10 protein-coding genes and 1 pseudogene are annotated in these 14324 nt (G+C 64.6%); 8 read left to right on the top strand and 3 right to left on the bottom strand.

Going from position 1 to position 14324, the window contains the following annotated elements:
• The 6 genes and pseudogenes from EKD05_RS20335 to EKD05_RS20310 all read left to right on the top strand — a co-directional run.
• Nucleotides 1-1119 (top strand): annotated as a pseudogene (locus EKD05_RS20335) (hypothetical protein); the annotation flags it as partial.
• Between the two features lie 906 nt (nt 1120-2025).
• Entirely contained in the window at nt 2026-2322 is a 297-nt protein-coding gene (locus EKD05_RS20330) for a hypothetical protein (protein WP_129676560.1), read from the top strand.
• A 151-nt stretch (nt 2323-2473) separates the two neighbouring features.
• Nucleotides 2474-3034, top strand: coding sequence for a hypothetical protein (locus tag EKD05_RS20325; RefSeq protein ID WP_129676558.1), 561 nt, complete (start codon nt 2474-2476; stop codon nt 3032-3034).
• Between the two features lie 17 nt (nt 3035-3051).
• Entirely contained in the window at nt 3052-4836 is a 1785-nt protein-coding gene (locus EKD05_RS20320; protein WP_165360852.1) for an SUMF1/EgtB/PvdO family nonheme iron enzyme, read from the top strand.
• Between the two features lie 191 nt (nt 4837-5027).
• Nucleotides 5028-5510 carry a hypothetical protein gene (locus EKD05_RS20315; RefSeq protein WP_129676554.1) on the top strand — a complete coding sequence of 161 codons (483 nt, stop codon included), beginning with the start codon at nt 5028-5030 and terminating at the stop codon, nt 5508-5510.
• Between the two features lie 359 nt (nt 5511-5869).
• Entirely contained in the window at nt 5870-8932 is a 3063-nt protein-coding gene (locus EKD05_RS20310) for an SUMF1/EgtB/PvdO family nonheme iron enzyme (RefSeq protein ID WP_129676552.1), read from the top strand.
• 468 nt (nt 8933-9400) lie between these two features.
• Here the strand turns inward: EKD05_RS20310 and EKD05_RS25975 are convergent, their stop codons facing one another.
• Entirely contained in the window at nt 9401-10168 is a 768-nt protein-coding gene (locus EKD05_RS25975; protein WP_165360851.1) for a hypothetical protein, read from the bottom strand.
• A gap of 1 nt (nt 10169) precedes the next feature.
• Nucleotides 10170-11345, bottom strand: coding sequence for a hypothetical protein (locus EKD05_RS20300; RefSeq protein WP_129676550.1), 1176 nt, complete (start codon nt 11343-11345; stop codon nt 10170-10172).
• 18 nt (nt 11346-11363) lie between these two features.
• Between EKD05_RS20300 and EKD05_RS27030 the strand changes: the two genes are divergently transcribed.
• Nucleotides 11364-11495, top strand: a complete 132-nt coding sequence (locus EKD05_RS27030; RefSeq protein WP_255427256.1) for a hypothetical protein — start codon at nt 11364-11366, stop codon at nt 11493-11495.
• 874 nt (nt 11496-12369) lie between these two features.
• Here EKD05_RS27030 and EKD05_RS20295 read toward each other — a convergent pair.
• Complete coding sequence (locus EKD05_RS20295) at nt 12370-12660, bottom strand: helix-turn-helix domain-containing protein (protein ID WP_129676548.1); 291 nt, start codon at nt 12658-12660, stop codon at nt 12370-12372.
• Nucleotides 12661-13286: 626 nt separating this feature from the next.
• Between EKD05_RS20295 and EKD05_RS20290 the strand changes: the two genes are divergently transcribed.
• Nucleotides 13287-14030: a hypothetical protein gene (locus EKD05_RS20290; protein WP_129676546.1), complete on the top strand. Its 744-nt coding sequence runs from the start codon at nt 13287-13289 to the stop codon at nt 14028-14030.
• The last annotated feature ends 294 nt before the right edge of the window (nt 14031-14324 follow it).

The following is a 14324-nucleotide window of genomic DNA, read 5'->3' as shown; positions in this document are numbered from 1 at the left end:
ATACGGGGCACGGATGACCGGCTTCACCAGCGCTTCTGGAACGGGGCAAATTGGTCAGACTGGGTTGATTTAGGCGGCGGGCTCCAGTCAGCGCCGACCTGTTTCGCCTGGCAAAACGACTCGCGCTTGGATTGTTTTATACGGGGCACGGATGACCGGCTTCACCAGCGCTTCTGGAACGGGGCAAATTGGTCAGACTGGGTTGATTTAGGCGGAGGGCTTCAGTCAGCACCGAGTTGTTTCACCTGGCGAAACAATTCACGGTTAGACTGCTTCATCCAAGGGACGGACAACCGATTGCATCAGCGCTTCTGGGAGGGGAGTACGTGGTCAGACTGGATTGATCTGGGGGGCAGTATTGATCTTACGACAGACGAAACGAAGATCCCACCCCAAACACCAAATTATCCGCCTCATCAGCCAAATATGCTGAGCCCACAACCCGCTAGCACGCTCACAAGCGCAACCCCAACCTTTACGTGGGCTGATGGCGGTGATCCTGATAATGGCCCTGAGGCGGTGCGCCGGTTCCGGGTGCGGCTTCAGAGCAGTACCGGAAACACCGTTGCTGAGACGGGATGGCTCAATGACACCACGTGGACAGCTCCTGAACTCGCGGATGGAAATTATACGTGGCAAGTCCAAGCGTTTGATGGGGGCGACGAGAGCGCGTGGACAGGCGTTTGGAGTTTTACCGTAACCACATCAGCGACGCCACCGGAGCCATATATCCAGAGTGATTACACGATTGGGGGGCCTGGGAGCACGTTTCTGGTCACGGTAGGCAATGTGCCATCGAACGCACACGCAACCATTTCGATCCTTGAGCCGGGGATGGCGGATTTCCGTATGCTCGGGCAGCAATTTCTTTCTACGAACACCTTGTTGCTGTTTTATGTGTATATTCCAACGTCGTCTGCACCAGGAACGTATATGCTTCGGGTGGTCATAACCGAATCTGAGATGGCACCCAGGCAGAGTGCCGCCGTGCCCCCAATGACCTTAGAGCTACCGCTGACCATTGCAATCGCAACGGATCCCAAAGAACCCCAGGAGCTCCCAAGTGTGCCGGTAATCAACGTAGGGCATCACGTGTATCTCCCGATGGTTCGAAGATAACGGTGTCTCGAACCATCATGAAGGAGTGTGCGCCTGGTGTGGGGACACTGATCAAGCGCAAGCCGCAGAGCCGCCAAGGGTACGGCTGTTCGCCGAAGGGGTGGCTGGAGGCGGTGAATCCACCGTCGAATCGGCTTAGTTGTTAGCAGGAGAGATGCGCCGTGAGGTTCAACGACCTGACGGCGCATTGGGGATGGAATCCTGGTACGACCCAAGCTCTGCGCTGCCACCATCCCACGCCACCGTAACCATCGCTATCGCTACATACCCATATATGACGGCATAGCCCTACAAACCCAAGCCTTCTGGGCGAGGTGGTCAAGTTTTAGGATGCGCATGATGGCTGCATACCGAGCGATCTTGGTTTGTCCCTGTCGGTAGGATATGCAGGAGGCATGCACGTTTCATCAGCCATCTGGTGCTGTTGGGCATGGTTGGTTGAGGGTGCGAAGGGTGCGCGGTCAGCAGCCTTGGCGCACCCGATGAAGCGCACGTCCTTCGGGGCGGCGACTACCGATAGGGCATCTGGCAGGGCTCACCGGGGGGAGGTACGCCTCTGGCTCGTTGCCTGTCACCGATGATCGGCGCTGCCCCCCACTGGGTTCCATGCGCTGTCCCAGTAGCGTCAGCGTGGTTTCTCGGTGACGGTAGCGTGGCGTGAGGCGGGTGGCTGACCGTTGGAGCTTCCTGCGTGCCGGTGTCGTCAGGTGTCGTCAGGTGTCGCGAGGTGTCGCAAGTGGTGGCGTGCTGAGGGGTGAGCTGGGCAGCCCGCGTTGATCCTGGAGGCCGACGCACGGCGCAGCGCGAGCGTGCCGGGTCGCATGCTGTGCTGCGCGGCCTGCTTGACACGCGGCGTACCTTCCCTCTATACTCATCTCGAATCGTCTTTGAATGCGAGGATCGCCGATGCGAACTGCCTCGATCCATCAGCCCTCACCCCGGCTGCTGAGAAAGCTGGCTCCCACGTTTCGCGAAACGGTTGCCCAGGCCGAGTTGTCGTTGACGGCGCTGGCCCGCGAGGCGGGGGTTGCCGTGTCCACCATCCAGGCGTTGGTGAATCCTGCGCAACAGCCGGGTCGCATCGGCGGGATGCAGCGTACGACTGCGTGGAAGTTGGCAAATGCCTTTGCCCGCCATGCCCAGGTGTCGCCTGCGGAGGCATATCGGCTGTTGATCGTTGAGGTTCCGTATGAGGCAGGGTGAGAGGAACGTCCTCTGGCCTGGTGTGGGGGGCCTGGGGGACGCTGGCTCAGGAGGCTGCGCTTGCGATGAGCGTGGCGTCCAGCGCCGCACACCGGCGGCTGGTTCCTCACGCTGGCTGTCGGACTGAAATGGAGCGCGGAAGAAAGGCACGATGAACGACGACATTGAGGATGCGACCATCCTTGCGCTGGCTGCACGGCTCCGTGCGCTGGCCCACGAATGGGGTGAAGCGGCGGCCCGCAGCGCTTGGGCGCAGCAGGGGGCCACGCTTGCTCCGAACGACCGTGAACAGCTTGCGCTGCTTGTGTTTGGTGATGGCAATGGGCTTGGTGCGCTGACCACCGGCCACCTGGCCGGGCGCGATCAAACGACCGGCACGGTCGAGGTGTCGGGCACCGTCGCTGGGCCAGTGATTGGGGTGAACCTAGGGACGATTTCCTTTTCTCAGCCTGGCCCCATGGCTTCCCCGCCTTCATTGGGGCCACCGCCAGCGCCGGTCGCCCCTGACCAGGTGGCGCAGCAGCAGGATCGGCTGGCCGCTTATCGCCGCACCCTGGCTCACTACCTCCAGCAACTGGCCCTGCTGGGTTCGGCTCATGCCCGTCCAGAAATCAGCCACGGTTTGCACGAGGCACGCGAGGGCATTGCGCGGGCCAAAGCCGTCTTACGTGGGTGGGGGATCATGGTGGCGGATCATCCTGATGATGGGTGATGCGAAGGGGACGTGTGATGCCATCTGACCACGACATTGACCGCCTGCGTCAGCGGATTGCGGCGCATCGCCGAACCCTTGCCACCTACCTTGAGCAGGTCGCCATCACAGGGAAAGCGCACGTGCGTCCCGAGGTGCCCGCCGGTATCGTGACGGCTCGCGACGAGATTAGGAAGCTCAAGCAGACGTTGCGCCGGTGGGGGGTGACGGTTGAGGATCACCCTGACGACGACGATGCACTTGGGCCCTTGCCCAGCCAGTCGCTGGTCGATGCGCCGGTAGCCCCAGATCCGGGCAAGCCTGACGCATCAGGCTTGCCCCCGGCGCTCGATCCCGTGACCCGCCGCCGTCTGATGAACGCCGCTCGTGCGGCTGCGGTGGCTGGTGCTTGGGACGAGGCTGCCGCACACTTCGCTCAGATCGCTGCGCTGGTACCTACTGATCAGGAGGTGCAAGCCCGCCTGACGGAGGCGCGTCAGCGCCACGCCTTGCCGCAGCGCTATGCCGCCCTTGCGGCGTTGCGGGGCGACGATGCCTGGGAAGCGGTGCAGGACGAACTTGACGCCATGCGTGCCCTGGCCCCGGACTATGCCGATCCCGAGGGGCATGCCGCTTGGGTTGCAGCGCGTGCCCAAGCTGAGCACCACTACCAGGCGGCTCTCACCGCGCTGGAACAGCAGGCGTGGCCTGCGGCGCTCGCGGCGTTGCGGGCCTTGGGCGACGATGCTGCATCGTATCCAGACGTCGAGCGGCTGCGTGGCGTTGCCCAGCAAGGTGGTGCGCAGCAGGTACAGGCGTGCTATCGGCGGGGGGCGTTCAGCGAGGCGCTGGACTACCTGGCGGAGGGTCATCTGACCGATGCTGCCAGTATTGCCGTGGGAGCGCAGATCATTGAAACACCTGCCGCCCCCTTCGCGGTGCGGCGACGTGCAGCCGAGATCGTCGGCACCCTGGGCGATCCGCGTATCCCAGTGACGCTGGCGGCATGGCAGGCGGAACTGGCCCAGCGGAGCACGGCCTTTGGGCAGCCACAGGGGTACTGGTGCTATGTGCCAGCGGGAAGCTATCAGATCGGCGGGTGGGACAAGGGGCAAGCCGCTGCTACCCTGCCCCTCCCCACCTTCTGGATCGCGCGGTATCCGATCACGGTGGCGCAGTACGCCCCGTTTGTCGCTGAAGGCTATGGCGAGGTGGCGGAACGCTGGTGGACGCCCAAGGGCTGGCAGTGGAAGCAGTCCAGCAAGAAAACAGAGCCTTATAACTGGAATAATGCTCTCTTCACCGGGGCCAATCAGCCGGTGAGCGGGGTGAGTTGGTATGAGGCCACGGCCTTCTGCGCCTGGCTGAGTGAGCGCCTGGCTGAGGTGCTGCCGGCAGGCTGGACGCTACGCCTGCCGACCGAGGCGGTGTGGGAAGTGGCGGCGGCGTATGACGCGCAGGGCCAGCGGCGTCCTTACCCGTGGGGTGACGTAGCACCAACGCCGGATCTGGCGATCTCTAACGCGAGTGGCCTAGATCGCCCAGCTTCCGTCGGCTGTTGTCCCGCAGGCGCGGCGGCGTGCGGGGCGCTGGATATGGCGGGCAATGTGGGGGAGTGGGCCTGCAGCAGCTACTCAGGCTATCCAGGCGAGGCCGCGCAGGAAGTGAAAGACTTTATACCTAATAATCGGGATGTGCCGTACCGCGGTGGATTGTTCCTTCAAAATAACACGTATGTTCGCTGCGGGGCGCGGACCAGGTCTCGTCCCTACATCTGGAACGACCTCCAGGGTTTTCGGGTGGTGGCGGCCCCTCCTTGTTAGTGCAGACACTCTGAGCTCTGCTTCTTGCGCTGCGTCGCAGCGATCATGCTTTGTGGCGATGCAGGCGGGGGCCCAGGCGCAGGCGCTTCGGCGCGAAGGTGGCGGGGGCCAATCGGGTGGGCAGGGCCGTTGCGGGCCGCTGTGATGGGCGTGAGGGTGGGCAGGGGCGGTTGACACGAAAGGAATGACCGATGCTTGATCCGGTGAGTTTGGGCGTGGTGATCACGGGTCTGGTTGGGGCGTATAAGGCGTATGCCGATTATCGTGCGGTGGTGGAGAAGGCGAGGCTTGAGCAGCACGAGCCTCCGGCGAAGACGGAGGCGGTGAGCAAGGGCGAACAGGTGGCCCAGGTGATCACGGCAGAGGTGGCGACGCACGGCGCGACGGACGTGCAACAGACCCTGCCTTTGTTTGAGGCCAATCCTGCTCTCTTTGCGGTTCCGTTGCAAACGCTTCTGACGCAACTGGCTGCTCGTTCAGAGCCGTTCGCGGCACGGTTGCGGCACTTGGCGGACGAGGTGAAGCTGGCTTCCCCTGCTGCGGGGATGCATGGTGAAGTTAATCTCAAGGATAATGCTAAGGCCTATGGCCCGGTAGCTGGGATCAGTACGGGTGACATCACATGGACGGGGCAAGGAAACGCCGATGATCCACGCGCTGGGAAGAAAGCGTGACGCACGGGCGCGACGCTCCGGAACGGTTCAGCGTTGTGGTAGGGGCCAAGCCTGGGCGCGAGAGCATCCCGCCCTCGCTTCCAGGCGCATCCTGAACACGTGCGACGCGCCCTCCCGTCGTACCGGTGATGAACATGATGGCAAGGATGGACGATGATGTTGCAATGGTGGACAGGCTTGAGCATCAGGCCATGCTCCCCTTCGCTGCGACCGCCTCGCGTCGCGCGCGGGAACAAGCAGCGCCCATCACACGATGTCACGCAACAGCGTGACATCGGCTGGGATCCTTTGCCGCAGTGCCGTGTGGTCGCTGAAGCCCTGCCTGCGCAGGTGCGCCTGGTTAGCCCTCGTGAGGTTTTATGAACGACGCTGACTTGACCGCCTTGATCACCCGTCTTCGCGCCTTGCGCGACGACTTCGACGACACCATCGCTCGCGCTGCGCTGGCGCAGAAAAGCGATGCACTTACCTCGGAACAAGCCGCCTTCGTCGCGGCGCAGGTCTTTGGCGAGACGCCGCCGCCAGCGCCCCCCGCTGGCGGCGGTGATACGCTGAGCGCAGGCAATCTCACCCAGAGCACCGTTGCTATCGGCCAAGGGGCCACGGCCACGACCGAGGGCCAGGCGACGGTGAGCGGCGGGCAGGTTGATGCCCCAGTCGTAGGGCTCAACCTTGGCACGATCATCTACCAACGTGTCCCCAGTCATGACGAGCAGCAGCGGTTGAACTGGTACCTCGATGCGCTGGCGAATGATCTACGCGCCCTGCCGCTGCGGGGCCTGGATACGCAATTGGCCGGGGCGCAGGGCCTGGATCTGGCGCGGGTCTATGTGCTGCTGGCGACAACGATGCTCCTGCCGCTGGCGACCGGCTCGCGGGAAGCGTTGCGGCCCTACTTTGCCGATGACAACCTGACCCAGCCTGCCGAAGCGTACGATCCCGAGCATGTGCTCCCGGTCGCAGCGGTGCTGGCGACCAGGGTGGACGAGGCCGACGGCAGTGCCCGTGGGCGTGGGCGTGCGGATGACGCGGCACCGCTGACGTTGCTCCGGGCGCAGGCGGCGACCGAGGCCCTGGCTGATCAGCCACGCCTGGTGGTGCTCGGCGATCCGGGCAGCGGCAAGAGTACCTTCGTGCGCCATCTGGCTTGGGCACTGGCACGGCGCGGGTTGGATCAGGCTGACCCGGCGACGGCCTTGCCAGGATGGGACGCCGCCCCACCGCTGCTGCCGCTGCTGCTGCCGCTGCGTCGGCTGGCCGGAGCGTTGGCGAAGAAGGCGGCACCAGTGCAGGCGGTGATGACGTTGCTGCGTGCCACGCTTGCCGCGCACGGGGTGGCGCAGCCCAACGATCTGCTCACGGATGCGCTGGTGCGCGGGGCGGTGATCCTGTTGCTCGATGGGTTGGATGAAGTGCTGCTGGAGCCGACCGCGCAGGCCGTAGATCGGGCCACGACGCTGCAGGCGGTGCAGGCCTTTGCGACCCGCTATCCGCAGGTGCGCATGGTGGTGACCTGCCGCACGCGGGCGTTCACCGACGACCTGCAGGCCATGCTCGGCTGGCCGGTGACGACGCTGGCCCCGTTGACGCTGGGCCAGGTACGGGCGTTTGTTCCAGCGTGGTATGGCGAACTGGTCGCCCATGGGCATTTGGCCCACACTGAGACCGAGCGCCTGAGCGACGATCTGATCGCGACGATTGCGGAGAGCCCGCGCCTGCGGGCGATGGCGGCCTCACCCTTGCTCGTGACCTTGATGGCCTTGTTGCTGTTTCGACGCGGTACTTTGCCCCGTGACCGCCCGACGCTCTACGAGCAGATCCTGGAATTGCTGCTCGGCGAGTGGGACAAAGTGCATGACGGGCAGAACCTGGCCGATGCGCTGGGGCGGCCGGATTGGACAACGGCCCGCTTGCGCCCGCTGCTCGACCGGCTCTCCTACGATGCGCACGCGGCGGGGTCGTCGGAAGATGGACGCGGGCGGCTGGGCAAAAGCCAGATCCGCGATGCGCTGATCGAGTTCTTTGAAGCGGCAAAACTCTCCGAACCCTGGGGAGCCGCCGGGCGTTGTCTCGATTACATCGAACACCGGAGCGGCCTTTTGACCCCGGACGGGCCGACGAGCTATGTCTTTGCCCACCTGACCTTGCAGGAACACTGTGCCGGGCGGCACATGCTGCTCAGTCGTGATCCGGTCGCGCAGGTGCTTGCGCGGCGCGATGATGACCGCTGGCGGGAGCCGCTCTTCCTGGGAGTGGGGGTGGTGCAGGCGACAAACCCGTTTCTGGTCGAGAAGGTGCTGCGCGTGCTGATTGACCGCCGCGAGCAGGGTGTGGCGAAGCCCGTGGCGCGGTGGTACCGGGATCTGATCCTGGCGGCGGAGTTGGGGGTTGATCGCGACTGGACGTATCTGGCTGAGCAACAGGTGGATGTCGCTGGGTTACAGGCTGATCTGCGTGACGGGTTGGTGACGCTGCTGGCCGACCGCGACCAACCCCTGCCGGTGGCTGGGCGGGTGCGGGCGGGGTTCTTGCTGGGTGATTTGGGTGATGATCCGCGTATGCCGGTGACGGTCGAGGCGTGGCAGGCGGAACTGGCGCAGCGCAGCACCACCTTTGGGCAACCACAGGGCTACTGGTGCGCTGTGCCAGGGGGAAGCTATCAGATCGGCGGGTGGGATGAGGGTGAACCTTCCGCCACGCTACCCCTCTCCGCCTTCTGGATCGCCCGCGCTCCGATCACGGTGGCCCAGTACGCCCTGTTTGTCGCTGAGGGCTACGGTGATGCAGCGGAACGCTGGTGGACGCCCGAGGGCTGGCAGTGGAAGCAGGCACGCAAGCGCACCGAGCCAGATGAGTGGGATAATGCTCGTTTCAATGGGCTCAATCAGCCGGTGATCGGGGTGAACTGGTACGAGGCGACGGCTTTTTGTGCGTGGCTGAGCGAACGCCTGGCTGACGTGCTGCCGGCAGGCTATGGATTACGCCTGCCGACCGAGGCCGAATGGGAAGTTGCCGCAGCCTATGACGCGCAGGGCCAGCGGCGTCCGTATCCGTGGGGCGACGCGGAGCCCACGCCGGAATTGGCGATCTCTGACGCGAACGAGTTGGATCGTGCCGCCCCCGTGGGCTGTTGTCCCGCAGGGGCGGCGGCGTGTGGGGCGCTTGATATGGCAGGCAACGTCTGGGAGTGGGCCAGCAGCAGCTACCAGGCCTACCCAGCCGAGGCCGCGCAGGAGCGGAAAGACTTTACAACTGATGAGGGAGACGTGCCGTGGCGAGGTGGGTCGTGGCGTAATTATAGCACATATGTTCGCTGCGGGGCGCGGAACTGGCACCCTCCCAGCGACTCGGACGACCCCCGGGGTTTTCGGGTGGTGGCGGCCCCCCTTGTTCGCACGAATGTCCTGAATTCTGTGTTCTGAATCCTGTTTGCTGCCTTGCTGTTTCCTTCTGGGGCGACAATGGTGTCAAGGGTTTGCCCCCGCCACATCCGCGATTTTTTGTGGGGGCACGGCGGCGGCGCGGCGCGGGGCATGGCAGCATCGTAGGGCCGAAGCACGCGCCCCGCACCCGTGCCGCCACCCCATCTCTGCGCAGGCGCGTGCTTCGGCCTTACGGCCATGGGGTGCGCATGGCGGCGTGGGGCACGGCGGCGCCGTGCCCGTACGGGGGCATGATCATCGGCGTCATGATGCGGCGGCGGGGGCACGGCACTGCCGTGCCCGTACGCGGGGCATGATCATCGGCATCATGATGCGGCGTGGGGCACGGGCAGCGCCGTCGAGGCACGGCGCTGCCGTGCCCTGCTCCCCCTCGTCCGCATTGCCAGCGAGGGGCAGCATGGCGCGACCTTTTTTTGCGTTCCGTTGCGTTCTTTGGCGGCCACGCCCTCACTCCCCGCTCCGGGCCTGATCCGCCGCTTGGAGCAGTTCCAGGGCGCGTTGCTGGCGTTCGGCGCTGGTGGCCCCGCACGCTTCGCCGAGCGTGCCGCCGAAGTTGCCGTCGATGACCGGCACGCAGGTGAGCGCTGGGGCGACGGGGGCCGCTGGCGGCGGCGGGGCCGGGCGCGGCGTCGCGGTCGGCAGCGCGGTTGCGGTCGGGGTCGCGGTCGGTGGCCCGCTGCCGGTGAGTTCCCAGGCGCGAATCCAGACGGTGCCGGAGCCGTCAGCGGCGATGCGCAGCCAGCCGTCCTGGGTGGTCAGGGTGGTGTAGGGGCGGCCTGGTTCCAACGCCCCCACGGCGACGCCGTCGGGGGCGGCGAAGGCGACGACGGCGCGGGGCAGGACGGGGCGCGCGGCGGTGGCGGCGGTCGGCGGGGCCGGGTTCGTGGCGTCGGGCAGTGCCACGGGTTCCGGGCGCGGCCAGGTGGCCCAGAGGCCGCCGCCGAGCAGGAGGCAGGCGAGCGCGACGGCCAGGACGAGCCGGGCCGAGCGGCGCGGGCCAGGGCTGAGCGGGCCAGCCTCGGGGCGAAGCATGCCGAAGGGGGTGGGCGCGTCCTGGCGACGGCTTGCGGCGGGCGCGGCAGGCGGGGCGTGGGCGCTCGGCGGCGCGTCCGGCGCGACCGGGGCATCGGCCTCTGGCGGCGGCGCGTCGCTGTCGCCAAACAAGGGGCCGACGATGATGCGGCCATCGGCCCCGCGGGGGGGAACATAGCCCATGTTAGACGCTCCTTTCGGGGGTGGCCCAGGCGTAGTGGAAGGCGGGGTCGCTGAGTTCGATCAGGTGGCCTTCGGTGCGCCAGGTGCGGATCAAGGCGGTGGCCTTGGTTTTCTGCACGGACAAGACGGCTTCGAGCTGGGCGCGTGACCATGCGCCGCTGAGTTCGCGTTGGGCGACGGCGAGCGCGGTGGCGGTGGACGCGGGCGGGCTGGACGCGGGCGGGCTGGACGCGGGCGGGCTGGACGCGGGCGGGCTGGACGCGGGCCGGGGCGGTTCGTGGCGGGCCGGGGGGGACGGTGCGGCTGGTGCGGCTGGTTCAGGAGCGGTCAGCGGCACGGTCAGCGGCGCGGCAGGCGGTGGAGCCACCGCGTCCGGAGCCTCCGCGTAGGCCGCGTTGACCGGCGTCACCAGTTGCTCCATCGCCACCGTCAGGCGGTCGTACTGGTCGAGCAGGTGGTCGTCGTCGAGCAGCGGCGTGCCGGTGTCAATGCCGGTCAGCAAGCGCATCTGGTCGGCGACTTGGCTGATCGCCTCGTTTTCGGCGCGTTGCATCGCGATCAAGGTGCCCGCTAACTCGGCGCGTTCGGCGGCGGTGGTATTGGCCAGGCCCCGCTTGAGCAGGTGCATGGCGCGGGCGTACTGGATGCGGGCGGCCATCAGATTGGCCTGCTGCGCGGCGCGTAAGCGCTTGACCTGCTGGGCCTGGACGATCTCCGCGACCCACTGGTCGGGGGCCATTTGCACCCAGGATAAGGCGGGCACGACGACAAAGACGATGATCGTGCCCATCGCCAGCGGCAGGTCTTGGCCCGCCGCGACGGTCACGGGCCGGGTTTGCCACCAGGCCCAGACCGCGACGAAGCCGTGATAAACCATGAAGACGGCGGCCCCCAGCGCAATCGCGTGGCCGAAGGTGCGCCAGCGGGTTTCCGCCAAGAGCATGCCTGCGGGCGTGCCGGGAAAGAGCATGCTGATCAGCATGGGCAGCACCACGGCGTAGGCCATGGCAAAGGCGGCGACGAGCACGAGTTCGGTAAGCATGACGGGGGTGATCATGAGCCAGAAGAAATGCATCCACCAGAGCAACCCGGCGAGCAGGCCCAACCAGGCGGCGAGGTCAAGGATGCGCGTCGCGGTCGGGGCGCGACGCAGACGGGCGGCGGGATCATGGTGCATAGGAGCGCCTCCAAGGGTATGATCGGGCAACGCCCCCCTGGGCAGGAGGGTGGTCAGGCCGGGCGTGCCCAGGGTAGGGCTGACCAGCGGCAGGATGAGCGGAACGAGCGAGCGACCGCAGGGAGGTGGGCGCACCTCCGCGACGGGTGAGGGGTGCCAGGGGGTCAGGCCGGGCGTGCCCAGGGTAGGGCTGACCAGCGGCAGGATGGGCGGAACGAGCGAGTGACCAGGCGTGGGGCAAGGCAACGCCCCTCTGGGCAGCCAGGGGGTCAGGCCGGGCGTGCCCAGGGTAGGGCTGATCAGCGACAGGATGGGCGGAACGAGCGAACGACCAGGCGTGGGGCAAGGCAACGCCCCGCTGGGCAGGCGGGTGGTCAGGCCGACCGTGCTTAGGGTGGGGCTGACCAGCGGCAGGATGGGCGGAACGAGCGAGCGACCAGGGGAGTCGTATGGCAACGCCCCCCTGGGCAGGCGGCGAGCGCCGATCCAGGGGGGCGTTGCCAGCCAGCCCAGGGTGGGGCTGACCAGCGACCGGACGGGAACGACGAACGTGCCGTAGCGAGGTGGGCGAACCTCGGCCACGGGTGCAGGGGGCCAGGGCGGGGGCGGCAGGCTGCCGCCAGCGCGGGGGAGCGAGGGCATGACGGGGGGACGAGGATGCCGCTGCTGGCCGCAGCGCACCCGCCCTGGGGTAGCGCACAACACGGACGCCCGGCGACCTCCTCGCCGGAGGCCGCGCACGAGCGCCACGGGGACAAACCGCAGAGAACACGGCGACCTCCGGCGCGAGCCAGGAGAGAAATGACAAGCCCCTGGAACGAACACAGCACCTCAACGCCTGCTACGTTGCGGAGCAACGCGGCAACGGGGTGCTGCTGGAGGACGCCGCACAGTGTGGTACCATGCAGCCCAGCCGCACCGCCTGCTACGATCAGGTGGTGAGGTTAGCAGCCGTCAGGTGTTCCTAGCACCTGGCGGTTGCGTCATTTCATAGGGTCTATGGTACAAGAATAATCGTCTACGGTCAAGAGCGCTGACGATACTTTTTGGGAATGCTCTCCATGTCCCGCGAGGCGAGGTATTCATCAAGCGCAGCGTAGGTCGTGACCCAGACTGATCCGAGTTTTTTTGCTTTCAAGCGCCCACGCCGAATATAGCCATTCAGAGAATTGCGGGTCAACCCAGTATAGGCGATGGCCTCGGTCAGCGAAATCAACTCACCGACTTTGAGCGGGTCGATGGAATCAGCAGGGGATAGTTCGTCGCCAGACATTGCGTTCGTTGCACTCCGCACGGCATTGCTTCGTGCGCCCATGGTAGTTGCTGCGCCGCTGAGAGTCAAGTAGGGGCGCAGCCGCCCCTGCGCGTCGGTTGGTCACCACGGGGTGTCTCGCTGCTGCGCCCTGCTGCCGTGGGTAAGGATCCAGCCCCATTGCCATGATCACGCCCGGTGCCCAGCTTCGCCCTGCCGTGGGTGAGCATCGGCTGTGTTGCTGGCGACGGCCCCCCGTTTTTTTGCGTTCTTTGCGTTCTTTTGCGGCAACAAACACATGAGGAGTGCCGCAGCCCCTGCGCGTCGGTTGGTCACCACGGGGTGCCTCGCTGCTGCGCCCTGCCGTGGGCGAGGATCAAGCCCCATTGCCATGATCACCCCGTCGCCCCCAGCGCTGCTGCGCCCTGTCGGGGGTAAAGCGTTGCTACGCGGATCGGCTTTTGCGCAGCCTTTCTTGCTGGTTTGTCACAGCCAGTTAAGGCCTGGTAATGGATCGGTTCCATCTTCGTGGTATCCTAGCTCAGACGGTATGTATGCTCCCTGGCCGACGCCACGAGCGGAGTCGCCTGGACCGCCCCCACGAGCATCAATCCTCAGCAAGCGGTCGCTATGATGACGACCGATAGGCCGTTGTTGATAATGCTCTACGACGAACGAGAATGGCTGGTATGACTACTAATTTCGAACTAGATGACACTCTCCTATACGAGTACATGAACAATTTTTTCGGATACGGAAATTTTAATGGGAAGTACTGGTTTATTGGGATGGAAGACGGGAGTGATGGAACGATCAAAGAAGTTGTTCACCGCCTGAATCACTGGAAAGTACGAGGAAAAGTAACGATAGATGACCTGAACGCCCAACATAAACAGTTTGGAATACAGCAATTTATCGGACCAAAGGCGCGATTACAACCAACCTGGAGTAAATTAATCCGTATTCTATTAAGCGCAGAAGGCCATAACGTTGACAGGGAAATGGTTAGAGAATTTCAGCGCGAAGAACTTGGCGTCCATACCGGCAATAATTGCATTTTAGAACTTCTTCCTCTTCCTTCTAAGTCAATAAAAAAATGGATATATAATGAGCATTCAAGCATACCCGAATTAATAAACCGTGATGTGTATAAAAAAACATGGTCAAAACCACGGTCGGCAGCAATACGAAGATTCATTGAAATCCACAAGCCACGTTATGTTGTCTTCTATAGCAGCAATCAGGAGTATAAGTTTTGGTGGAAGCAAATTACAGGATCAGCGACTCAATGGAAAAGTATAGATAAAGTACATATAACTCATAATAATGACACGATTTTCGCCATCACACCACATCCTGTCGCGTATGGAATCACAAATGAGCACTTTCATAACCTGGGAAGACTCCTGGTGCAAGAGCAAAATCGATTGTAAAAAGCGGTCTTTTAACCTCCATTTAAAAGCCTTCTCACCATGCAATCTCACCAGGCGGTGCAACCCGACGCCGCTGGTGCGGCCCTCCTCTCGGCGCGTTGTCCCAACGCACCCTGCCTCGCCAACACCCCACGCGATCAACGGGGCCATCGTTCAAGCGCCGCCTCGCGCCGCACCACGCCGGCCACCGTGCCACCAGGGGATCGTTGTGTAGTATACGGGTTCACATGTGGGGTAACAGGCAAGCCTGGGAGCACGGGCGTGCCGCCCGCGCTCCCAGGACACGGGGGAACC

The sequence above is a fragment of the Candidatus Chloroploca sp. Khr17 genome, from assembly GCF_004138165.1.
GTDB lineage: Bacteria > Chloroflexota > Chloroflexia > Chloroflexales > Chloroflexaceae > Chloroploca.
Note: the sequence above shows the minus strand (reverse complement) of the source record. Positions and strands in the feature narration are given on the sequence as shown.

Excerpts from the sequence above, each read along its gene's own strand:
- EKD05_RS20330 (WP_129676560.1), top strand. The coding sequence starts at position 2,026 with ATGCGAACTGCCTCGATCCATCAGCCCTCACCCCGGCTGCTGAGAAAG.
- EKD05_RS20325 (WP_129676558.1), top strand. The coding sequence starts at position 2,474 with ATGAACGACGACATTGAGGATGCGACCATCCTTGCGCTGGCTGCACGG.
- EKD05_RS20320 (WP_165360852.1), top strand. The coding sequence starts at position 3,052 with ATGCCATCTGACCACGACATTGACCGCCTGCGTCAGCGGATTGCGGCG.
- EKD05_RS20315 (WP_129676554.1), top strand. The coding sequence starts at position 5,028 with ATGCTTGATCCGGTGAGTTTGGGCGTGGTGATCACGGGTCTGGTTGGG.
- EKD05_RS20310 (WP_129676552.1), top strand. The coding sequence starts at position 5,870 with ATGAACGACGCTGACTTGACCGCCTTGATCACCCGTCTTCGCGCCTTG.
- EKD05_RS25975 (WP_165360851.1), bottom strand. The coding sequence starts at position 10,168 with ATGGGCTATGTTCCCCCCCGCGGGGCCGATGGCCGCATCATCGTCGGC.
- EKD05_RS20300 (WP_129676550.1), bottom strand. The coding sequence starts at position 11,345 with ATGCACCATGATCCCGCCGCCCGTCTGCGTCGCGCCCCGACCGCGACG.
- EKD05_RS27030 (WP_255427256.1), top strand. The coding sequence starts at position 11,364 with ATGATCGGGCAACGCCCCCCTGGGCAGGAGGGTGGTCAGGCCGGGCGT.
- EKD05_RS20295 (WP_129676548.1), bottom strand. The coding sequence starts at position 12,660 with ATGGGCGCACGAAGCAATGCCGTGCGGAGTGCAACGAACGCAATGTCT.
- EKD05_RS20290 (WP_129676546.1), top strand. The coding sequence starts at position 13,287 with ATGACTACTAATTTCGAACTAGATGACACTCTCCTATACGAGTACATG.